At 68.5% G+C, this 20,458-nt stretch carries 23 protein-coding genes; 19 read left to right on the top strand and 4 right to left on the bottom strand.

The annotated features are described in order from the left end of the window. Positions 1–23 precede the first annotated feature (23 nt). The 3 genes from LBN7_RS00815 to LBN7_RS00805 form a co-directional block, all read right to left on the bottom strand. Complete coding sequence (locus LBN7_RS00815; RefSeq protein ID WP_116635182.1) at positions 24–449, bottom strand: OsmC family peroxiredoxin; 426 nt, start codon at positions 447–449, stop codon at positions 24–26. An 85-nt stretch (positions 450–534) separates the two neighbouring features. Then, on the bottom strand, positions 535–1,101 hold the full coding sequence (locus tag LBN7_RS00810; RefSeq protein WP_407360689.1) for a DUF4395 domain-containing protein: 567 nt from the start codon (positions 1,099–1,101) through the stop codon (positions 535–537). Positions 1,102–1,123: 22 nt separating this feature from the next. Continuing rightward, positions 1,124–1,537, bottom strand: a complete 414-nt coding sequence (locus LBN7_RS00805) for a thioredoxin family protein (RefSeq protein ID WP_407360688.1) — start codon at positions 1,535–1,537, stop codon at positions 1,124–1,126. Between the two features lie 118 nt (positions 1,538–1,655). Between LBN7_RS00805 and LBN7_RS00800 the strand changes: the two genes are divergently transcribed. The 18 genes from LBN7_RS00800 (at position 1,656) to dapF (ending at position 18,203) form a co-directional block, all read left to right on the top strand. Beyond that, positions 1,656–2,465: a thymidylate synthase gene (locus LBN7_RS00800; protein WP_341945570.1), complete on the top strand. Its 810-nt coding sequence runs from the start codon at positions 1,656–1,658 to the stop codon at positions 2,463–2,465. Further along, positions 2,462–2,938, top strand: a complete 477-nt coding sequence (locus LBN7_RS00795; RefSeq protein WP_407360687.1) for a dihydrofolate reductase — start codon at positions 2,462–2,464, stop codon at positions 2,936–2,938. Before LBN7_RS00800 ends, LBN7_RS00795 begins: the two co-directional genes overlap by 4 nt. Then, entirely contained in the window at positions 2,938–3,699 is a 762-nt protein-coding gene (locus tag LBN7_RS00790; RefSeq protein ID WP_407360686.1) for an SDR family NAD(P)-dependent oxidoreductase, read from the top strand. The genes LBN7_RS00795 and LBN7_RS00790 overlap by 1 nt, the downstream gene beginning before the upstream one ends. 13 nt (positions 3,700–3,712) lie before the next feature. Then, positions 3,713–4,135 carry an EF-Tu/IF-2/RF-3 family GTPase gene (locus LBN7_RS00785; protein ID WP_407360685.1) on the top strand — a complete coding sequence of 141 codons (423 nt, stop codon included), beginning with the start codon at positions 3,713–3,715 and terminating at the stop codon, positions 4,133–4,135. Between the two features lie 28 nt (positions 4,136–4,163). Continuing rightward, the gene (gene dapA, locus LBN7_RS00780; protein WP_116635175.1) at positions 4,164–5,141 is read left to right on the top strand and encodes a 4-hydroxy-tetrahydrodipicolinate synthase; all 978 of its coding nucleotides are present in this window, start codon (positions 4,164–4,166) and stop codon (positions 5,139–5,141) included. Between the two features lie 53 nt (positions 5,142–5,194). Next, positions 5,195–6,871, top strand: a complete 1,677-nt coding sequence (locus LBN7_RS00775) for a ribonuclease J (protein WP_407360684.1) — start codon at positions 5,195–5,197, stop codon at positions 6,869–6,871. Positions 6,872–6,945: 74 nt separating this feature from the next. Then, positions 6,946–7,440, top strand: coding sequence for a GNAT family N-acetyltransferase (locus LBN7_RS00770; RefSeq protein WP_116635173.1), 495 nt, complete (start codon positions 6,946–6,948; stop codon positions 7,438–7,440). Positions 7,441–7,513: 73 nt separating this feature from the next. Next, entirely contained in the window at positions 7,514–10,222 is a 2,709-nt protein-coding gene (locus LBN7_RS00765; protein WP_407360683.1) for a DNA translocase FtsK, read from the top strand. Continuing rightward, on the top strand, positions 10,222–10,797 hold the full coding sequence (gene pgsA / locus LBN7_RS00760; protein ID WP_341945563.1) for a CDP-diacylglycerol--glycerol-3-phosphate 3-phosphatidyltransferase: 576 nt from the start codon (positions 10,222–10,224) through the stop codon (positions 10,795–10,797). Before LBN7_RS00765 ends, pgsA begins: the two co-directional genes overlap by 1 nt. Further along, complete coding sequence (locus LBN7_RS00755) at positions 10,794–11,282, top strand: CinA family protein (RefSeq protein WP_407360682.1); 489 nt, start codon at positions 10,794–10,796, stop codon at positions 11,280–11,282. The genes pgsA and LBN7_RS00755 overlap by 4 nt, the downstream gene beginning before the upstream one ends. A gap of 141 nt (positions 11,283–11,423) precedes the next feature. Further along, positions 11,424–11,732, top strand: coding sequence for a helix-turn-helix domain-containing protein (locus LBN7_RS00750; protein ID WP_060925763.1), 309 nt, complete (start codon positions 11,424–11,426; stop codon positions 11,730–11,732). Between the two features lie 23 nt (positions 11,733–11,755). Next, positions 11,756–11,980: a DUF3046 domain-containing protein gene (locus LBN7_RS00745; RefSeq protein WP_407360681.1), complete on the top strand. Its 225-nt coding sequence runs from the start codon at positions 11,756–11,758 to the stop codon at positions 11,978–11,980. Positions 11,981–12,249: 269 nt separating this feature from the next. Next, a complete protein-coding gene (gene recA, locus LBN7_RS00740) occupies positions 12,250–13,299 on the top strand; it encodes a recombinase RecA (RefSeq protein WP_341945561.1) in 1,050 nt (349 codons plus the stop codon). Then, the gene (locus LBN7_RS00735; protein WP_407360680.1) at positions 13,299–14,213 is read left to right on the top strand and encodes a regulatory protein RecX; all 915 of its coding nucleotides are present in this window, start codon (positions 13,299–13,301) and stop codon (positions 14,211–14,213) included. Before recA ends, LBN7_RS00735 begins: the two co-directional genes overlap by 1 nt. A gap of 48 nt (positions 14,214–14,261) precedes the next feature. After that, positions 14,262–15,809 (top strand): tRNA (N6-isopentenyl adenosine(37)-C2)-methylthiotransferase MiaB, encoded by a 1,548-nt coding sequence (gene miaB, locus LBN7_RS00730; protein WP_341945559.1) that lies wholly within the window; start codon positions 14,262–14,264, stop codon positions 15,807–15,809. Next, entirely contained in the window at positions 15,806–16,720 is a 915-nt protein-coding gene (gene miaA, locus LBN7_RS00725) for a tRNA (adenosine(37)-N6)-dimethylallyltransferase MiaA (protein ID WP_341945558.1), read from the top strand. Before miaB ends, miaA begins: the two co-directional genes overlap by 4 nt. A 37-nt stretch (positions 16,721–16,757) precedes the next feature. Next, on the top strand, positions 16,758–17,285 hold the full coding sequence (locus tag LBN7_RS00720) for a dihydrofolate reductase family protein (protein ID WP_341945557.1): 528 nt from the start codon (positions 16,758–16,760) through the stop codon (positions 17,283–17,285). Between the two features lie 45 nt (positions 17,286–17,330). Beyond that, positions 17,331–18,203: a diaminopimelate epimerase gene (dapF, locus tag LBN7_RS00715; protein WP_116635163.1), complete on the top strand. Its 873-nt coding sequence runs from the start codon at positions 17,331–17,333 to the stop codon at positions 18,201–18,203. A 38-nt stretch (positions 18,204–18,241) separates the two neighbouring features. On the opposite strand, the gene LBN7_RS00710 is transcribed toward dapF, so the two are convergent. Next, positions 18,242–18,883, bottom strand: coding sequence for a class I SAM-dependent methyltransferase (locus LBN7_RS00710; RefSeq protein WP_407360679.1), 642 nt, complete (start codon positions 18,881–18,883; stop codon positions 18,242–18,244). Between the two features lie 244 nt (positions 18,884–19,127). On the opposite strand from LBN7_RS00710, the gene hflX reads away from it, so the two are divergent. Then, a complete protein-coding gene (gene hflX, locus LBN7_RS00705; protein WP_407361688.1) occupies positions 19,128–20,456 on the top strand; it encodes a GTPase HflX in 1,329 nt (442 codons plus the stop codon). The last annotated feature ends 2 nt before the right edge of the window (positions 20,457–20,458 follow it).

Raw genomic sequence — 20,458 nt, 5'->3', positions numbered from 1 at the left:
CCGACGACGAGCGGGTACCGGCCTCAGGCCAGCGTGGCCTCGAGGGTGATCTCGATGCCGGCGAGCGCCTGAGACACGGGGCAGCCGACCTTGGCCTCGGCGGCGATCTCCTGGAACCTCTCCGGCGACAGACCCGGGACGACCGCGTTCACGTTGAGGTGGCTGCCGGTGATCCCGACGCCCGGCTTGAACGTCACCGACGCGCTGGTGTTGACCTTCTCCGGCGGGGTCCCGTTCTCGGCGAGGGCGTGCGAGAGCGCCATGCTGAAGCAGGACGAGTGCGCCGCGGCGATGAGCTCCTCCGGGGTCGTGGTCGTGTCGCTGCCCTCGCTGCGGGCCTTCCAGTTGATCGGGAAGGTGCCGAGGTTCGATGAAGAGAACGCGACGGTGCCCGACCCTTCCATGAGCGATCCGGTCCACGTGCTGGCGGCTTCGCTGGTGACGGGCATGATTCCTCCGGTTCTCGCGCCCCGCTCGGTGTGCGGGATGCGTCGCGGCCAGCCTATCGACCGGGCCGACCGGACGGAACAGCGATCAGGCGGTCGACGCCGCCCGACCGATGATGCCGACGCGCTGCAGCAGCAGGTACAGCTGGCAGCCGAGGCAGAACGCGAAGGCGGCGTTCAGGAACGCCGCGATGAAGGCCGCCGCTGTGGCGATCGGGAGCGCCCAGGGTACGCCGATCAGATGCAGGACCAGGCCGATGCCGACGACGAAGAGCCCGACACCCTGCGAGAAGCGCGGCGGGCGGGGGTCCTCGAGCTCGGCGGGCGGCGCGAGACGCGGGCGCACGAGGCGGCGGAACAGCACGCCCCAGGGAGCGGTTCCGGGGGACACGACGCTCCAGAGGAACAGGAGGGCGATGACGACGGTGACGAGGAAGCCCGGGTCGAGGGCGCGCTGGGCGAGCGATGCCGATGCGATCGCCCAGGTGCCGGGGACGAAGGTCGCGTCCGCCAGGGGCTGATAGGCGAACCAGCCGGTCGCCTGCGCCGTCGAGATGCCGATCAGCGCCAGGAACGTCGCGACCAGGAGGAGCACGGCCGTGATCGTGGCCGCGAAGCGCGGGCCGCGCGGATCGATGCCTGCGGGAGAGGTCATAGGTGCTCCAGTCTTCGGGGCCTCAGACGGAGGCGACGGCTTCGGTGAGGGCGTGACGATGCGGGACGCCGTGGAATCGCGCACGAACGGCGCCGGAGGCGTCGACCACGAACGTCGTGGGGGTCTGCAGCACCTTGTACCGGGCCGAGAGGTCCGGTCGGTGGGTCAGATCGATCTCGACGTGGCTCAGCCCGTCGTGGTCGGAGGCGTAGGCATGCAGCATCCGCCGGACCTGGGGGCACCGCGCGCACATCTCGGTGCTGAACTGCACGAGCGTCGCGCGGGAGCCGAACTCGGCGGATGCTGCATCCGCCCGATCGAAACGGAGCGCGCCGGCATCCAGCCTGCGTCCGTCACGGCGGCGCAGGGTCACTCCGATGATCGTGGCGAGCACCAGGAGTGCTGCCGCGATCCCTCCCGCGAGTGCTGGCGACATGCGTCGAGAGTACGTCGCCCCGAGGGGGTCGAGGGCCGATGTTTCCGACCGTGACGATCGGCGCGCGAGCGGGACGGCGTCCGCCCGCGGCCGACGGTCGACGGGTATCGTGGCTGTCATGAGCGCAGCCGTCCCGACACCCTACGAAGACCTGCTCCGCGACGTGCTGGAGAGCGGCACTCACAAGTCGGATCGCACGGGCACGGGGACCACGAGCGTCTTCGGGCGGCAGATCCGCTTCGACCTCTCCCAGGGCTTCCCGCTGATCACCACGAAGCGGGTGCATTTCAAGTCGATCGCGTACGAGCTCCTCTGGTTCCTGCGCGGTGATTCCAACGTGCGGTGGCTGCAGGAGAACGGCGTCACCATCTGGGACGAATGGGCCGACGAGACGGGCGATCTCGGGCCGGTGTACGGGGTGCAGTGGCGCTCGTGGCCGACGCCCGCCGGCGAGAGCATCGACCAGCTCTCCCAGGTGATCGAGCAGATCCGCCAGACTCCGGACTCGCGCCGCCTCATCGTGTCCGCCTGGAACCCCGCCGACATCCCCGACATGGCGCTCGCGCCCTGCCATGCGCTCTTCCAGTTCTACGTCGCCGACGGCAAGCTGTCCTGCCAGCTGTACCAGCGCAGCGCCGACATGTTCCTCGGGGTGCCGTTCAACATCGCGTCGTACGCGCTGCTCACGATGATGATCGCCCAGCAGGTCGGTCTCGAGCCGGGCGATTTCGTCTGGACGGGCGGCGACTGCCACATCTACGACAACCACCTCGAGCAGGTGCGCGAGCAGCTCACGCGCGAGCCGTTCGCCTACCCGACGCTCCGGTTCGCCCGCACCCCGGAGTCGATCCTCGACTATCGCTACGAGGACTTCGTCGTGGAGGACTACCAGCACCACGCCCCGATCCGCGCGGCGGTGGCCGTATGACCTGGGTGGGCCTGATCTGGGCCGAGGCGCAGGGCGGCGTGATCGGCGCCGAGGGCGGAATGCCCTGGCATGTGCCCGAGGACCTCGCGCACTTCAAGGAGGTCACGCTCGGCGCTCCGGTCGTGATGGGGCGCAAGACCTGGGATTCCCTTCCGGAACGGTTCCGACCGCTGGAGGGCCGGGAGAACATCGTGATCACCCGCCAGCAGGACTGGGCTGCCGAGGGCGCGCATCGTGCGGCGAACGTCGCGGAGTCCGTGCGCGGCAAGGACAAGGTGTGGATCATCGGCGGGGCGGAGATCTTCCGTCTCGTCATCGCGGATGCCGACCGTCTCGAAGTGACCGAGCTCGATCTCGCCGTCGACGGTGACGCGTACGCCCCCTCCAAGGCCGGGTGGCGTCTGGTCGACGAGGGGGAGTGGCAGACCTCGCGCACGGGCGTGCGGTACCGCTTCCTCGGATACGAGCGCTGATGCCCACCGCGCTGATCACCGGAGCCAGCGCCGGACTCGGCGCCGAGTTCGCCCGCCAGCTCGCCCGCCGTCGCGCGGACCTGATCCTCGTCGCACGGTCCACGGATGCGCTGGACGCCCTGGCCGCCGACCTGCGGAGCGCGCACGGTGTCGCCGTCGAGGTGCTCGTCGCGGATCTCGCCGAAGATGAAGGCGTCGCGAAGGTCGCCGACCGGCTGCGGAATGCCGCCGACCCGGTCGACCTCCTCGTGAACAACGCCGGCTTCGGGCTGCCGCTGCAGTTCGCCGACAACGACATCGACGACGAGGTCCGCCACTTGCGCGTGCACGTCGAGGCCTCGATGCGGCTGATGCACGCGGCACTGCAGACGATGCGGGGTCGCGGCGGACGCATCATCAACGTCGCCTCGGTGGCCGGATTCATCTCCCGCTCCACGTACTCCGCCTGCAAGTCCTGGTTGATCGGCTTCAGCCGCTGGGCGAATACCGAGTACGCCCGAGACGGCGTCACCGTCACAGCGGTCTGCCCCGGATTCACCCACACCACGTTCCATGAGCGCATGGGGCTCGCGGTGGGCCAGGAGGGTGTTCCCGCCTTCATGTGGCTCGATGCCCGCGACGTCGTGCGGGCAGGGCTGCGGGATGCCGCGCTCGGGCGGTCCGTGTCCATCCCCTCGCTGCGCTACAAGGCGATCGTGGCGCTGGCGAGCATCCTCCCGAGCGCGCTCACGTCCGGCGTCGCCCGCCGCGGTCGCGTCTGAACGGGAGCCCGGCATGGGATGGTTCCGCAGGCGGAGACACGATCCGCAGGATGCGAACGAGATCCTGCGGCAGTACAACGAGGCGGAGGCGGTGCGCCTGGCCGCTCTCGCGAACGGCGGAACGGCGACGCGGGAGCAATCCCCGTTCATCAGCGCAGGCGCCGGTGCGGCCGAGCTCGCCGTCGAGGACGTCTTCACGATCACGGGCCGCGGCCAGGTCGCGACCGGCACCGTCACGACGGGGACGATCAGGGTCGGCGACGCCGTCGTCGTGTTCCGCGAAGGGGCTCCGGTGGCCGACACGGAGATCACCGGCATCGAGATGTTCCGCAAGCGCGCGGACGCGGCATCCGCCGGCACCATGATCGGGGTGCTGCTGCGCGGCAAGACCGGCGTGGCTCGTGGTGACGTCATCCGGGTCGGCTCGTCTGGGTGAGCGGCATCCGAACCGATACGCTGGTGGCATGACGCACTCGGGCAACCCCTTCGGACAGGTTCTCGTCGCGCTCGTCACTCCGATGACGGCCGACGGTGAAGTCGACTGGCCCGCCGTCGAGAAGCACATCGATGACGTGATCACCGCGGGTGCGGACGGCATCGTCGTGACGGGAACGACCGGCGAGACCTCGACCCTCACGGACCCCGAGAAGCTCAAGCTCGTCGAGGTCGGGAAGTCGGTCGCCGCCGGCCGCGCGAAGATCATCACGGGTGGCGGCTCGAACGAGACCGCGCACGCGATCGAGCTGTACAAGGCCAGCGAGAAGGCCGGCGCCGACGGCATCATGATCGTCACGCCCTACTACAACAAGCCGACGCAGGCGGGCATCCTCACGCACTTCCGGCTGGTCGCGGATGCGACCGATCTGCCGGTGATCCTCTACGACATCCCCGGCCGCACCGGCGTGCCGATCAAGTACGAGACGATCCTGCGCCTGGCGAAGCACCCCAACATCCTCGCGGTGAAAGACGCCAAGGGTGACTTCTCCGAGGTGAGCCGCGTGCTCAACCAGACCGACCTGATGTACTTCTCCGGCGACGACGCGAACGTCCTTCCGCACCTCGCGATCGGTGCGACCGGCCTCATCGGCGTGACGGCCAACGTCGCGGCCGCTCCGTACCGCACCATCATCGATGCGGTGAACGCCGGCGATCTGGCCACGGCGACGGCGGAGCACAAGCGCCTCGAGCCGCTGGTGCGCGCGGTGATGACCCACGTGCCAGGCACCGTCGCGGCCAAGTACATCCTGCACGGCCTCGGTCGCATCTCGAGCCCCCGGGTGCGTCTGCCCCTCGTCGGCCCGGAGGAATGGGAGGCCGCGCTCATCGAAGACGAGCTCGACCTCGTCCAGGACGTGCCCGGTGCCGATTTCTCGAACTTCCGACCCGACCGCAATGCGGCTGCGGGTGGTGCCCTGCCGAAGGTGCACGGCACGACGCGCTGAGCCGCGTCGCCATGAACGAACGGACGCGCACAGTGTCCGACTGAGGAGACAGCATGTCCATCCCCCTGTCAGAACCGTCCGCTCTCGACGAAGGGACGCTTCGGGTCATCCCGATCGGCGGCCTCGGCGAGATCGGTCGGAACATGACCATGTTCGAGTACGACGGCAAGATCCTGATCGTCGACTGCGGCGTGCTCTTCCCCGAGGAGCACCAGCCGGGCGTCGACCTGATCCTGCCCGACTTCGAGCCGATCCGCGATCGCCTCGACGACATCGTCGGAGTGGTGCTCACGCACGGCCATGAGGACCACATCGGCGCCGTCCCGTATCTGCTGCGTCTGAAGAGCGACATCCCTCTGATCGGGTCGGGCCTGACGCTCGCGCTGGTCGAGGCGAAGCTCAAGGAGCACCGCATCAAGGCCTTCACCCTGACGGTCACCGAGGGCCAGGAGGAGCGCGTCGGCCCGTTCGACCTCGAGTTCGTCGCTGTGAACCACTCGATCCCCGACGCTCTCGCCGTCGCGATCCGCACCCCCGCGGGCATGGTGCTCGCGACGGGCGACTTCAAGATGGACCAGCTGCCGCTGGACGGCCGGATCACCGACCTCCGCGCCTTCTCCCGCCTCGGCGAGGAGGGCGTCGACCTGTTCCTGGTCGACTCCACCAACGCCGACGTGCCCGGCTTCACGCCGACCGAGCGGTCGATCGGACCGGTGCTCGACCAGGTCATCGCCAAGGCGCCCCGCCGCGTCATCGTGGCGAGCTTCTCGAGCCACGTGCACCGCGTGCAGCAGGTCATCGACGCCGCCTACGCGAACGGGCGCCGTGTGGCGTTCCTCGGGCGCAGCATGGTCCGCAACATGACGATCGCCGAGCAGCTCGGGTACCTCAAGGTCCCGGCCGGCGTCCTGATCGACTACAAGAAGGCCCGCGACCTCCCCGACGACCAGATCGTCTACATGTCCACCGGATCGCAGGGCGAGCCGATGGCCGTGCTGAGCCGCATGGCCAACCTCGACCACGCGATCGAGGTGAGCGAGGGAGACACCGTCATCCTCGCCTCCAGCCTCATCCCGGGCAACGAGAACGCGGTCTACCGCGTGATCGACGGCCTCACGAAGCTCGGTGCGAACGTCGTGCACAAGGCCAATGCCAAGGTGCACGTCTCCGGTCACGCCGCGGCGGGCGAGCTGCTCTACTGCTACAACATCCTGAAGCCGAAGAACGTCCTCCCCGTGCACGGCGAGTACCGTCACCTGATCGCGAACGCGAAGCTCGCCCAGGACACCGGCATCCCGGAGGAGAACACGATCATCGCCGCGAACGGCACCGTGATCGACCTGAAGGACGGCACCGCGCGTGTCACCGGGCAGCTGGACCTCGGCTTCGTGTACGTCGACGGCTCGACGGTCGGCGAGATCACGGATGCCGATCTCAAGGACCGGCGCATCCTCGGCGAGGAGGGGTTCATCTCCGTCATCGTCGTGGTGGATGCCGGCACCGGACGCATCATCTCGGGACCGGAGATCCATGCCCGCGGCGTTGCCGAGGATGACTCCGTCTTCGACGACGTCGCCCCGAAGATCGTCGCCGCGCTCAAGGAAGCCGCAGGGAACGGCGTCCGCGACACGCATGCGCTGTCGCAGGTGGTGCGCCGGACGATCGGACGCTGGGTGAACCAGAAGCTGCGTCGGCGTCCGATGATCGTCCCGCTGGTCATCGAGGCGTGAGGGTCCGCGCCGTCGCACGCGCACTCACGGTTGACCGACACATCGTCGTAACAGCCGCCCTCTAGGCTCACCACATGTTCTCGGGCTTCTCCACCCGGCGGGCGACGCAACCCGACGCGGTCTTCCTCGGCGACATGCTCGTCGAGGCCGCGAACTGGCGCGCCGGGGGAGTGCGCCCGCGACATGAGGTGCTGACGTCCGCGGACCATCGCCGGTACCTCGCGGGCTGGAAGCGCGCCGCGGACGAAGGACTGATCGCCGTCGGCGACGACGGCGTGCCGGTCGGTGCCGCCTGGTACCGGATGCTGCCCCAGAACGAGCCGGGATTCGGGTTCGTCGGCGCCGGGGTGCCGGAGCTCATCATCGGCGTCCATCCGCTCTGGCGGGCTCGCGGCGTCGGTCGTACGCTGCTGCGGGGCATCGTCGAGCTCGCGAGCGCACAGGGGTACGCGCGCATCAGCCTGAGCGTCGAGCGCGACAACTTCGCCCGCAACCTGTATCGCTCCGAGGGGTTCAACGTCACGACGGAGGGCACGGTCCGCGACACCATGGTGCGGCGCACCGCCTGATCCGCCCGAGCGGGATCGGCGAGAAGCCGCGTCATTGCGCGGATATGTCGGCTGTCCGTCGTAACGTGAGAGCATGGCCAGGAGTTCCACGAAGACTGAGCGTGCGTCCGCGAGCGCACCGTCGCGCCCCAAGCGGCAGACGGCTCCCAAGGCCCAGCCCACGCCCAAGAAGTACATCGACGAGCAGGAGCGGCCGCCCGTCGCCGTCCGCGCCTGGACGGGTCTGGCGCACGGCGTCGGAGGACTGTTCCGCGCCTTCGGCCCGGAGAGCCTCGAGAAGGACGACCGTCGCGACGGATTCCCCTTCCTGCTCGTGCTGCTCGCGGTCGCCGGTGCCGTCAACGAATGGTTCTTCATCGGCAACGCTGTCGCCGCGAACATCAGTGCGTTCTCGGTCGGAGGACTGATCGGACGCGTCGCCTTCGTCATGCCGGTGATGCTGCTCCTGCTCGCGGGCTGGCTGTTCCGGCATCCGTCGTCCGTGCACGACAACGGGCGCATCGGGATCGGCTTCGGCCTGTTCGTGCTGACGCTCGCAGGCATCTGCCACGTCGCCGGAGCCCGCCCGCAGCCCAAGGAGGGCATGCTCGCGCTCAGCGAGTCGGGTGGGCTCTTCGGATGGATGCTGGGTCAACCGTTGACCTACCTCACCGACATCCCCGCCTACATCGTGCTGGCGCTTCTCGCCGCGCTGAGCGTCCTGATCCTCACCAAGACCCCGCCGAACCGCATCGGGGCCCGCCTCGGCGACCTCTACGCCTGGATGTTCGACGCGGAGCGCGCCGAGAAGCCCGCGAAGGATGCGGCGGCGATCGACGAGGCCGACAAGGTCGACGACCCGGACGTTCTGCCGTGGTGGCGACGGAACAAGACGGGCAGGGAAGAGGATCCCGACGAGGGAACCCTCGGCTCCGACGACATCACCGCTCTGCTGAACACCGCCGAGCCGACCCCCGCATACGATCAGGCCGTGGTGGTGGAGAACCCCTACGACGCGGCCACAGAAGTGCTGACCGATGTCCGCTCCGTCACCGACTCGCTCGCGGAGCAGCAGGCCACGGCGCTGCTCGACGACGAGTCCGACACGGGCGAGATGCCCGAGCTGCCCGGCCTCGACGGATTCGGCACCGAGGGACCGGGGGACCGTGGGCCGCAGGCGCCCGTGGCCCCGTACATCCTTCCGTCGCCCGGTCTGCTGGTCGAGGGCCCGGCGCCGGTCATGCGCTCCGAGGCGACCGACAAGGTCATCGAGCAGATCACGAGCGTCCTCACGCAGTTCAAGGTCGATGCGAAGGTGACGGGCTTCTCGCGCGGTCCGACGGTCACGCAGTACGAGGTCGAGGTCGGTCACGGCGTCAAGGTCGAGAAGATCCTGCAGCTGAGCAACAACTTCGCCTACGCCGTGGCGTCGAACGACGTCCGCATCCTCTCGCCGATCCCCGGCAAGAGCGCCATCGGCATCGAGATCCCGAACGCCGACAAGGAGATGGTCGCGCTCGGCGACGTGCTGCGCTCTCCTGCGGCGCTGAAGAGCACTCACCCGATGACGATCGGCGTCGGCAAGGACGTCGGCGGCAACATCGTGATCGCCAACCTCGCGAAGATGCCTCACCTCCTCGTGGCCGGTTCGACCGGCTCGGGTAAGTCCAGCTTCGTGAACTCGATGATCACGAGCCTGCTGATGCGGGCACGGCCGGCCGATGTGCGCATGGTCCTGATCGACCCCAAGCGCGTGGAGCTCACGAGCTACGCGGGCGTGCCGCACCTGATCACGCCCATCATCACGAACCCGAAGAAGGCGGCCGAGGCGCTGCAGTGGGTCGTGAAGGAGATGGACATGCGGTACGACGACCTCGCGTCGTTCGGGTACCGCCACATCGACGACTTCAACCGCGCCGTGCGCGCCGGTGAGGTCGAGCTTCCGGTCGGGAGCGAGCGCGTTCTCAAGCCCTACCCGTACCTCCTGGTCGTCGTCGACGAGCTGGCCGACCTGATGATGGTCGCGCCGCGCGACGTCGAGGATTCGATCGTGCGCATCACCCAGCTCGCCCGTGCCTCGGGCATCCACCTCGTCCTCGCCACGCAGCGACCCAGCGTCGACGTCGTGACCGGCCTGATCAAGGCGAACGTGCCCTCGCGGCTCGCCTTCGCCGTCACCAGCGTCACGGACAGCCGCGTGATCCTCGACAGCCCCGGAGCCGACAAGCTCATCGGTCAGGGTGACGCCCTGTTCTCTCCGATGGGATCCTCCAAGCCCTTCCGCCTCCAGGGCGCCTGGGTCGACGAGAAGGAGATCGACGCGGTCGTCAAGCACGTCACGCGCCAGGCGCGCCCGGACTACCGTCCCGACGTGCAGGAGGCCCTCGAGCCCACGAAGAAGAAGGAGGTCGACGAGGACATCGGCGACGACCTCGAACTGCTGCTCGCGGCCGCCGAGCTCATCGTGTCGTCCCAGTTCGGCTCCACGTCGATGCTGCAGCGCAAGCTGCGCGTCGGCTTCGCGAAGGCCGGTCGTCTGATGGATCTGCTGGAGTCGCGGGAGATCGTCGGCCCGTCGGAGGGTTCGAAGGCGCGCGACGTGCTCGCGACGGCCGAACAGCTTCCGCAGGTGATGGCCAAGCTCCGCGGCGAAGACGCTCCCGCCGCGGCTCCGGCGCCTCCCGTGACATCGGCCGCGTCCGCGGCTCCCGCGCATGATCCGGTCGAGGCGCAGTACAGCGGGCTTCCGGTGGTGGAGGCCGAGGGCGACGAAGACGCCTGGGGTCTGACGGGTCGCGACTGATGGCCATTCCGCGGCAGCTGCCCAACGCCATCACGATCGCCCGCATCCCCCTGGCCGTCGTCTTCTTCATCCTGCTGCTGCTCGGCGGCACCTACGGCCTCCCCGATCCTGCGTTGCGCTGGACCGCCGCGATCCTGTTCATCGTGGGCATCTCCACGGACTGGGTCGACGGCTACCTCGCCCGCAAGTACGAGATCGTCAGCGACTTCGGAAAGCTCTGGGATCCGATCGCCGACAAGATGCTCACCGGCGCGGGCTTCATCGGGCTCGCGATCCTCGGTGAGGTCGACTGGTGGATCGTCGCCGTCATCCTCATCCGAGAGTGGGGCATCACGGTGCACCGGCTCATGGTGGCCAGCGAGCATGTGGTCGCCGCCGCGTGGATGGGCAAGATCAAGACCGCGTTCCAGGGCGTGGCCCTGGGCTGGGCTCTGCTGCCGCTCCATGTCGTCATCGGCCTCGGTCCGTGGACGCTGGTGACCTTCCTGCTGATGATCGTCGTCCTGGTGCTCACGGTGGCCAGCGGGATCGACTACATCGTCGCGCAGGTCAGAGGGGCACGGCAGAAGTCGTGAGCGATTCCCCGGCGGCCGCCGTGCTGTCCGCGCTGAAGAGCCGGGGCTGGACGCTGGGCGTGGCGGAATCCCTCACCGGCGGAGCGCTCTGTGCTGAGCTGGTCTCGGTGCCCGGTGCGTCCGCGGTCCTGCTCGGGGGAGTGGTCGCCTACGCGACACCCGTCAAGCACACCGTTCTCGGTGTCGACGCCGCGACGCTGGCGCAGCACGGACCCGTGTACCCGGACGTCGCGCGGCAGATGGCCGACGGCGTGCGACATGCCGTCGGCGTCGGTGGGCGACCGGCTGATGTCGGAGTGTCGACGACCGGGATCGCCGGTCCGGATTCGCCGGACGGGCAGCCGGTCGGCACGGTGCACATCGGCGTCGTCACCCCGATCGCCTCGCAGACGCGAGAGCTGCACCTCGACGGCGACCGCGCCGCGGTCCGGGCAGGTTCGGTCTCGGCCGCACTCGATTTCCTTCTCGAGATCCTCCAGGAATAGTCGCGTGCATTCCGCGGTTATCTCCGATGTGCTCACATTGAAACCACAGAGTGCAGGGGTAGATTCTGTGCAAGCCAGGGGGACTAGACTGGCTGTCTCATCGAGGGGGAACTCGATGGATCGAACGGGGAGGAGGTTCCGATGATTCTTGTACGACAGGAAATCGGCGATGTGCTGAGGGACTTCCGCCTGCAGAAGGGGCGCACCCTCCGGCAGGTCGCAAGCAAGGCTTCGGTCGCGCTCGGATATCTCAGTGAGGTCGAGCGGGGTCAGAAGGAGGCATCGAGCGAGATTCTCGCCTCGGTCGCCGATGCGCTCGATGTGCCCATCTCGACGATCATGCGCGAGGTCGGCGATCGCATCTCCGTGCTCGAGGGCATCCAGGTCTTCCCGGATGTCGTCCCCGACGACCTCGTGGCGTCGATCGAGCCCGAGCTCTCCCTGCACTGACCTTCTGCCGGCTCGGAGACAGGATGCGTCGCAGCGAGTTCCTTCGCGCCGTCGAGATGGAGTTCCAGGCCCGCGCGTCATCGCTGGTCAATGACCTCGTGCTCGGCGCGCTCGGCAATCGGACGGCCGTGGAGGCGCTCGCGGACGGCGCGCCGCCCCGCGACATCTGGCTGGCGCTCTGCGCCGAGATGGACGTGCCGGAGAACCGGCGACACGGCGTCGGGCGTCAGGAGCCGCGGCGTCGCTGACGTCGGCGACAGCTCGTTCGAGTCGTGCGGTATCCGACACGCCGATGACGGCGTGTCGTCGAAGATCTGTTCGAAGCGGGCGTAGTCTTCTGCACAAGTGGTCTCTGAGTTTCGTTCCACACGGTTCGCGGATGCTTCGACGCAATGTCGGTGGCTCCTCGTACGGTGAAGAACAGGCCCAGAGCCATACGCCTTGTCGGAGAGTTGCTCCCAATCGGGAGCGCCGCGGCAGCCTACAGGCGGCACCACGCGAGCAGAAGGAGCAGACCATGCCATCACCCGCCGACCGCGAGAAGTCCCTCGAGACAGCACTCGCCCAGATCGACCGTCAGTTCGGCAAGGGCTCCGTCATGCGGCTGGGCAGCGATGAGCGCGCCCCCGTGGCGGTCATCCCGACCGGCTCCATCGCCCTCGACGTCGCCCTCGGCGTCGGCGGTCTCCCGCGTGGTCGCATCGTCGAGATCTACGGCCCGGAGTCGTCCGGTAAGACGACCCTCACCCTGCACGCGATCGCGAACGCACAGCGCGCGGGTGGCATCGCCGCATTCATCGATGCCGAGCACGCGCTCGACCCCGACTACGCCGCCAAGCTCGGCGTCGACATCGACGCGCTCCTCGTCTCCCAGCCCGACACGGGTGAGCAGGCACTCGAGATCGCCGACATGCTCGTGCGCTCGGGTGCGATCGACCTCATCGTGATCGACTCCGTGGCGGCACTCGTGCCCCGCGCCGAGATCGAGGGTGAGATGGGTGACTCGCACGTGGGTCTGCAGGCGCGACTGATGTCGCAGGCTCTGCGAAAGCTCACCGGTGGTCTCAACCAGACGAACACCACGATGATCTTCATCAACCAGCTGCGTGAGAAGATCGGCGTCTTCTTCGGCTCGCCCGAGACCACGGCGGGTGGTAAGGCGCTGAAGTTCTACGCCTCGGTCCGCATGGACATCCGCCGGATCGAGACGCTGAAGGACGGCACTGACGCGGTGGGGAACCGCACCAGGGTCAAGGTCGTGAAGAACAAGATGGCCCCGCCCTTCAAGCAGGCCGAGTTCGACATCCTCTACGGTGTCGGCATCTCGCGCGAAGGCAGCCTGATCGACTTCGGGGTCGAGCACGCCATCGTGAAGAAGTCCGGCTCGTGGTACACCTACGACGGCGACCAGCTGGGTCAGGGCAAGGAGAACGCGCGTACGTTCCTGCTCAACAACCCCGACATCGCGCTGGCGATCGAGACGCAGATCAAGCAGAAGCTCGGCATCGGCGGGCAGGCTGCGGCCCCCGCGGCTGCTGACGAGCTCGCCGAGCGTCGTCCGGCCTGATGACTGACACGCATGGGGGCGATTCCGAGCGGATCGCCCCCATCATCCCTCTCTTCGGCAGCAAGGCCGGGGGTCGCAAGGCGATGCCGGCGAAGGTCTCTGACGACGACGCTGATCGCGCGGAGAAGGTGGTCCCGCGTCGTACCGGCGATGCGGGTCTCTGGCGTTCGACCTGGGATGCGCAGCCCGAGCCGTCGCGCTTCGGCGACGCTCGCGACGCAGGCACGCCCAGCGATCGCCATCCCGCCAGAGGAGCTGCGGCGAGGACGGCGGCATCGAACAGCGGCGACCTCGACTCGGGTGCGCCGGAGGAGCGCGCTCCGGAGAGATCGGCGCCGCGTCTTCGCGCGTTGCACGACCTCCAGGACGATGGTGATCGCGACAGCGCGGAGCCGGTGCGATCTCCGGATGAGATCCGCGCGACGGCCGAAGAGGCGCTGCTGCGCAAACTCCGCGCGAAGTCGCTGTCGATCTCGGAGGCCAGGCTCGTGCTCAAGGGGCATGATCTCGACTCCGGGCAGATCGAAGACGTGATCGACGACTTCTGCCGGCGGCGGTATCTCGATGACGCCGTTCTCGCCGGTCTGCTCGTCACATCCGGAGTCGAGCGCAAGGGGCAGGGGCGGGTCGCGCTCTCGCGGGCTCTGTCTCAGCGCGGACTGTCGCGCGACGTCATCGACGCGGCCCTCGATGAGCTGCCGGACGACGACGCCGAGCGCGCTCTCGATTACGCGCGCTCCAAGGCGCGGTCGATGGCCAGACTCGACAACGACACCGCCGTACGTCGCCTGATGGGTCAGCTCTCGCGTCGCGGATACAACGGCGCGGTGGCGATGAACGCGGCGAAGGCGGCATTGCGCGAGGTCTCGTCCGGAGGGTCGACGTCCGGCGTCCGATTCGTGGATTCCGACTGAGCTGCGACGCTCCTCCCGTCCCTGATCCGCTCGTACAATGGGAGGATCATGACTATCCCGCGCAGTGAACCGACGATCATCAGCGCGTCGTCGGCAGCCATCGATGTCGACGGCCGACAGCGTTCCTATGAAGTGCGCACCTTCGGGTGCCAGATGAACGTCCACGACTCGGAGCGTCTGTCCGGGTCGCTGGAGAGCGCGGGGTACGTGCGCGCGTCCGAGGGCGCAGAGGCCGATGTGGTCATCATCAACACGTGCGCGGTGCGCGACAACGCGGCCGGCAAGCTGTATGGAACGCTCGGGCACCTCGCTTCCGTGAAGCGCCGCAAGGACGGCATGCAGATCGCCGTCGGCGGCTGCCTCGCGCAGATGGACAAGCAGGCCGTGCTCGACAAGGCGCCGTGGGTGGACGTCGTGTTCGGCACGCACAACATGGGCTCGCTGCCCGGTCTTCTCGAGCGTGCACGTCACAACGGCGATGCCGAGCTCGAGATCCTCGAGTCTCTCGAGGTCTTCCCGTCCACGCTGCCGACCAAGCGCGATTCCGCGCACAGCGGCTGGGTCTCGATCTCCGTGGGCTGCAACAACACCTGCACCTTCTGCATCGTGCCGAGCCTGCGCGGCAAGGAGAAGGACCGTCGTCCCGGCGACATCCTGAACGAGATCCGGCTGCTCGTCGACGACGGTGCGATCGAGGTCACCCTGCTCGGACAGAACGTGAACTCGTACGGTGTCGAGTTCGGTGACCGTCAGGCGTTCGGAAAGCTGCTGCGAGCGGCGGGAGAGATCGAGGGCCTCGAGCGCATCCGGTTCACGAGCCCTCATCCCGCCGCCTTCACCGACGATGTGATCGACGCCATGGCCGAGACGCCGAGCGTGATGCCCCAGCTCCACATGCCGCTGCAATCCGGAAGCGACCGCATCCTCAAAGCGATGCGCCGCTCGTACCGCAGCGAGCGGTTCCTCGGCATCCTCGACCGGGTCCGCGACCGCATCCCGCATGCCGCGATCACGACCGACATCATCGTCGGCTTCCCGGGCGAGACCGAGGAGGACTTCGAGGACACGATGCGCGTCGTGGAGCAGGCGCGCTTCTCGGGGGCTTTCACGTTCCAGTACTCGATCCGTGAGGGCACACCCGCCGCCACGATGGAGGATCAGGTCCCGAAGGATATCGTCCAGGCCCGGTACAACCGTCTGATCGCCCTGCAGGAGCGCATCTCCCTGGAGGAGAACCAGAAGCAGATCGGTCGCGAGATCCACGTGCTCGTCTCGACCGGCGAGGGGAAGAAGGACGCCGAGACGCACCGTCTCACCGGCCGAGGGGAGGACAACCGTCTCGTGCACTTCGAGGTGACCCCCGGATCGGACCTTCCGCGACCGGGCGACGTCGTCACCGTGACGGTCACGCACGCGGCGCCCTTCCACCTGCTCGCCGACGACCCCACGGGTGCGCCGCTGCGGATCCGGCGGACGCGCGGCGGAGATGCGTGGGATCGCGCGCAGTCCGAGTCGTGCGCTGTGCCGGCCCCGAGCTCGGATGGCGGCCCGCGGGCCGTGTCGCTCGGTCTTCCGACACTGCGCGTCGGCGTGTGACCGACGGCCCGCGGCTCTGGGCCGTCGTCGGGGCGACCGGCACCGGCAAGAGCGACCTCGCCCTCGACCTCGCTGAGGCGCTGCGCTCGAAAGGCAATCCCGCCGAGATCGTGAACGCGGATGCCATGCAGCTCTATCGCGGCATGGACATCGGTACGGCCAAGCTGCGGCTCGCGGAGCGGAGAGGGATCCCGCATCACCTCTTCGATGTGCGCGAGGTCGATCAGGAGGCCGCTGTCGCCTGGTACCAGCCGCAGGCGCGGACGGCGATCGGCGCGATCCACGGACGCGGCGGAGACGCGATCCTCGTCGGGGGCTCAGGTCTCTACGTCTCGAGCGTGGTCTACGAGTTCCACTTCCCTCCGCGCGACCCGGCCATCCGCGAACGCCTCGAGAGGGAACTGGAGGCCGACGGACCGGACGCCCTCCTCGAGCGGCTCCGGGCCCGCGACCCGATCACCGCTCGACGCGTCGACCCTCGGAACGGTCGACGTGTCGTCCGTGCGCTCGAAGTGCTCGAGCAGGGCGGCAGCACGCACGGGGCGGCGCTCCCGGAGCACCCGACCCTCTGGCACCCGCAGACCCGCATCATCGGCCTGCACGTCGATCGCCCGGCACTGGTCGAGCGCCTCGATGCGCGCGTCGAGAGGATGTGGGAGACGGGGCTCGTCGACGAGGTCGCCGAGCTCCGCCGTCAGGGTCTCGAGCAGGGGGTGACCGCGAGTCGCGCCATCGGCTACGCGCAGGCGCTCGGACAGCTCGACGGACGCCTGTCCGAAGGGGAGGCGATCGCCGAGACGCAGGCGCTCACGCGACGCTACGCCCGAAGACAGGTCTCCTGGTTCAAGCGGTACCGCGAGGTGGAGTGGCGGGAAGCGACCGCCGGCCTCGACGGGATCGTCGGCGTCTGACGGGCACGATGTCGGAGGTCGATGCGACGCTGTCGGAATGACGACACACTTCTTCACGGCGTCCAGCCTCGACGGATTCATCGCGACGTCCGAGCACTCGCTCGACTGGCTCCTGAAGCAGGACATCGACCCCGAGGGGCCGATGGCCTATCAGGGCTTCGAGAAGACGATCGGCGCGCTCGCCATGGGGGCGTCGACCTATGAATGGGTCATGCGGCACGAAGAAGGCCGCTGGGGATACACCCAGCCGGCGTGGGTGTTCACCCACCGTCACCTCGAGGTTCCCGACGGGGCCGACATCCGTCTGACCCAGGGCGAGATCTCCGAGGTGCACGCCGAGATGGTCGAGGCCGCCGGTGGCAAGGATCTCTGGGTCATCGGCGGCGGAGACCTCGCCGGACAGTTCGCCGATGCCGGACTGCTCGACGAGGTCTGGGTGCAGTACGCGCCGGTGACGCTCGGCTCCGGCGCTCCGCTGCTCCCGCGCGAACTCGATCTCGAACTCCTCGACGTCGCGCGCAATCGCAGCTTCCTCTGCGGACGGTACCGCGTGCTGCGCGCCTGAGAGGCGTGGAGCGAGCCGCCCTCGTGCAATCCCTAGACTGGGCTCATGGTCGCATTCACCAAAGGACACGGCACGGGCAATGACTTCATCATCATCGCCGACCCCGACGGGGAGCTCGATCTGACCGTCGAGCAGGTCGCCGTCCTCTGCGATCGGCACTTCGGAATCGGTGCCGACGGAATCCTTCGGGTCGTGCGGTCCTCCGCGATCGCCGAGGGGGCGGCCGCACTTGCGGAAGAGCCCGACGCCGAGTGGTTCATGGACTACCGCAACGCCGACGGCTCGATCGCCGAGATGTGCGGCAACGGCATCCGGGTTTTCGCCCACTTCCTCGTGCGCGCGGGACTCGCCACGATCGAGCAGGGTTCGACGCTGCCGATCGGAACGCGCGCGGGCGTGCGCGATGTGACGCGGAGCGCAACCGGGTATCAGGTCGATCTCGGCCTGTGGAAGCTCTCCGGCGACGACCCCCTGGTGCGTGTGGACGGGCTCCCCGTCACACGTCCCGGCCTCGGCATCGACGTCGGCAACCCCCACGTGGTCGTCGCTCTCGCCTCGGAGGCAGAGCTCGCCTCGGTGGAGCTGCACCGTGCTCCGGACCTGGAGCCTGCGCTGCCGGCCGGCGCCAACATCGAGTTCGTCGTGCCGGGCGAGCCGCTGGTCCGCGACGGGATCGGACACGTGCGCATGCGCGTCTTCGAGCGTGGTGTCGGCGAGACCCTCAGCTGCGGCACCGGAATCGCTGCGACGGCACTCGCGGTGCGCTACTGGGCCGGCGAGCAGGCCCCGAACAACTGGCAGGTCGAGGTTCCCGGCGGCACGCTGAGCGTGCGCATGTTCCCGGCGGAAGACGGCGAGCACGTCGGACTGGCCGGCCCCGCGCAGCTGGTGTTCCAGGGCGAGGTCGACCTCGTCTGACGGGCCTCAGGCGAGCGCCGCGCCAGGCGAATACGGCGTCAGGCGACGGCGATGGGCTCGGTCGGCGGGCTGCCGTGCTTGCGCACCTTGAGGATGCGATAGCCCTTGCCCGTGGCGGTGCGGAAGACGCTGTAGCCGGGATGGAAGGTCGCGCCGATCCATCGCTGCAGCGAATCCGCACCGAGGTTCCGCTGCACCACGAGCCAGGCGTCGCTGCGGTCGTCGAGTCGGGGGATCCAGCGCTCCAGGAGGCCGTGCAGTTCGTTCTTGCCCACACGGATCGGGGGGTTCGAGCGGATCGTGCGGAATGTGACGTCGCCGGGAACATCGTCGGGCAGAGAGGCGTTGACATTGGTGAGCCCGAGAGCCGCGGCATTGCGGCGGACGAGATCGAGGGCTCGCTCGTTCACGTCGACGGCCCAGACCGTCGCGTGCGGAGCGGCGAGGGCCATCGAGAGACTGATCGGTCCCCAGCCACTGCCGAGGTCGAGCAGGTTGCCGCCCGGAGGTACCGGGGGCATGTTGGCGAGTAGCACGGCGGTGCCGGCATCCAGCCGATCCGGGCTGAAGACTCCACCCGCGGTGGTGACATCCAGCTCACGGCCTGCGAGCGACACACGGATCGAGCGCAGATTCTCGGGGCTTGCCGGGGCCGCAGTGAAGTAATGTTCAGACCCCATACGGTGAGCGTACCGGACCGCCCGGGCTAAGGTTAAGGCTCGCAACGAAAGCAGAGATCAGGAACGGATGACGGAGACCACGACCCACTCCACCGATGACGAGGCGCTCGACCGCGTCCTCGCGAACGCAGAGAAGCGATCCGAGGTGCGCGTCTTCGGTGCCGCGCAGGCGCTGCAGGACGAATCGACGGCGACGCACTCCACGACGGACGGCAATCAGTGGGATCTCGAGGATCGCCACGCGCTGCGCCGTGTCGGCGGGCTCTCGACCGAGCTCGAGGACGTCACCGAGGTCGAGTACCGGCAGCTGCGGCTGGAGAACGTCGTGCTGGTGGGCGTCTACCCGCAGGGTGCTCAGGAGGATGCCGAGAACTCGCTGCGCGAGCTTGCCGCTCTCGCCGAGACCGCCGGCGCCGTCGTGCTCGACGGTGTGCTCCAGCGCCGTCCTCATCCGGATGCCGCCACGTACCTCGGCCGGGGCAAGGCGCAGGAGCTCAAGGACATCGTCGCAGCCGTCGGCGCCGACACCGTGATCGCCGACACCGAGCTGGCCCCGAGCCAGCGGCGTGCACTGGAAGACGTCGTCAAGGTCAAGGTCATCGATCGCACCACGGTGATCCTCGACATCTTCAGCCAGCATGCGAAGAGCCGAGAGGGCAAGGCGCAGGTCGAACTCGCGCAGCTCGAGTATCTTCTTCCCCGCCTCCGCGGCTGGGGCGACTCGATGAGCCGTCAGGCCGGCGGCCAGGTCGGTGCCGGCGGTGCCGGTATGGGTTCCCGTGGCCCCGGTGAGACCAAGATCGAGCTCGACCGACGTCGCATCCGCACGAAGATGGCGCTGCTGCGCAAGCAGATCCGCGACTTCGGTCCGGCTCGCGAAGCCAAGCGCGCCGAGCGCAAGCGCAACACGATCCCGTCCGTCGCGATCGCCGGCTACACGAACGCCGGGAAGTCCAGTCTCCTCAACGCCCTGACGAGCGCCGGTGTGCTGGTCGAGAACGCACTGTTCGCCACCCTCGATGCCACGGTCCGCCGGTCGGAGACCGAGGACGGCCGCGTCTACACGATCACCGACACCGTCGGATTCGTCCGCAACCTCCCGCATCAGCTGGTGGAGGCGTTCCGCTCGACGCTGGAAGAGGTCGGGCAGGCCGACGTCGTGCTGCACGTCGTCGACGGATCGCACCCCGATCCCGCGGGCCAGCTGCAGACCGTGCGCGATGTGATGGGCGATGTGGGCGTGCGCGACCTGCCGGAGATCGTGGTCTTCAACAAGGCCGACCTCATCGGCGAGGACGAGCGCCTGGTGCTGCGCGGCCTGCAGCCGCACGCGCACTTCGTCTCGTCGCGGTCCGGCGAGGGCATCGCCGAACTCCGCGCCGCGATCGAGGAGGCCCTCCCGAAGCCGGCCGTCGAGGTTCACGCGGTCGTCCCGTACGACCGCGGCGATCTGATCGCTGCGATCCACGAGACGGGCATGCTGCTCTCGGTCGATCACCAGGAGGACGGGACCGCCGTGCACGCGCGCGTCTCCGAGCGTCTCGCTGCGGAGCTGGAGCCCTTCACCCGCTGAGG

Source organism: Microbacterium sp. LBN7 (assembly GCF_045690345.1).
Lineage (GTDB): Bacteria > Actinomycetota > Actinomycetes > Actinomycetales > Microbacteriaceae > Microbacterium.
Note: the sequence above shows the minus strand (reverse complement) of the source record. Positions and strands in the feature narration are given on the sequence as shown.

Bases quoted from the DNA above. Each gene is read 5' to 3' on its own strand.
- LBN7_RS00800 (WP_341945570.1), top strand. From the start codon at position 1,656: ATGAGCGCAGCCGTCCCGACACCCTACGAAGACCTGCTCCGCGACGTG.
- LBN7_RS00750 (WP_060925763.1), top strand. From the start codon at position 11,424: ATGATTCTTGTACGACAGGAAATCGGCGATGTGCTGAGGGACTTCCGC.
- LBN7_RS00775 (WP_407360684.1), top strand. From the start codon at position 5,195: ATGTCCATCCCCCTGTCAGAACCGTCCGCTCTCGACGAAGGGACGCTT.
- LBN7_RS00790 (WP_407360686.1), top strand. From the start codon at position 2,938: ATGCCCACCGCGCTGATCACCGGAGCCAGCGCCGGACTCGGCGCCGAG.
- LBN7_RS00710 (WP_407360679.1), bottom strand. From the start codon at position 18,883: ATGGGGTCTGAACATTACTTCACTGCGGCCCCGGCAAGCCCCGAGAAT.
- LBN7_RS00745 (WP_407360681.1), top strand. From the start codon at position 11,756: ATGCGTCGCAGCGAGTTCCTTCGCGCCGTCGAGATGGAGTTCCAGGCC.
- LBN7_RS00735 (WP_407360680.1), top strand. From the start codon at position 13,299: ATGACTGACACGCATGGGGGCGATTCCGAGCGGATCGCCCCCATCATC.
- dapF (WP_116635163.1), top strand. From the start codon at position 17,331: ATGGTCGCATTCACCAAAGGACACGGCACGGGCAATGACTTCATCATC.
- LBN7_RS00770 (WP_116635173.1), top strand. From the start codon at position 6,946: ATGTTCTCGGGCTTCTCCACCCGGCGGGCGACGCAACCCGACGCGGTC.
- LBN7_RS00805 (WP_407360688.1), bottom strand. From the start codon at position 1,537: ATGTCGCCAGCACTCGCGGGAGGGATCGCGGCAGCACTCCTGGTGCTC.
- LBN7_RS00795 (WP_407360687.1), top strand. From the start codon at position 2,462: ATGACCTGGGTGGGCCTGATCTGGGCCGAGGCGCAGGGCGGCGTGATC.
- dapA (WP_116635175.1), top strand. From the start codon at position 4,164: ATGACGCACTCGGGCAACCCCTTCGGACAGGTTCTCGTCGCGCTCGTC.
- LBN7_RS00815 (WP_116635182.1), bottom strand. From the start codon at position 449: ATGCCCGTCACCAGCGAAGCCGCCAGCACGTGGACCGGATCGCTCATG.
- LBN7_RS00785 (WP_407360685.1), top strand. From the start codon at position 3,713: ATGGGATGGTTCCGCAGGCGGAGACACGATCCGCAGGATGCGAACGAG.
- LBN7_RS00765 (WP_407360683.1), top strand. From the start codon at position 7,514: ATGGCCAGGAGTTCCACGAAGACTGAGCGTGCGTCCGCGAGCGCACCG.
- LBN7_RS00810 (WP_407360689.1), bottom strand. From the start codon at position 1,101: ATGACCTCTCCCGCAGGCATCGATCCGCGCGGCCCGCGCTTCGCGGCC.
- LBN7_RS00720 (WP_341945557.1), top strand. From the start codon at position 16,758: ATGACGACACACTTCTTCACGGCGTCCAGCCTCGACGGATTCATCGCG.
- recA (WP_341945561.1), top strand. From the start codon at position 12,250: ATGCCATCACCCGCCGACCGCGAGAAGTCCCTCGAGACAGCACTCGCC.
- pgsA (WP_341945563.1), top strand. From the start codon at position 10,222: ATGGCCATTCCGCGGCAGCTGCCCAACGCCATCACGATCGCCCGCATC.
- miaB (WP_341945559.1), top strand. From the start codon at position 14,262: ATGACTATCCCGCGCAGTGAACCGACGATCATCAGCGCGTCGTCGGCA.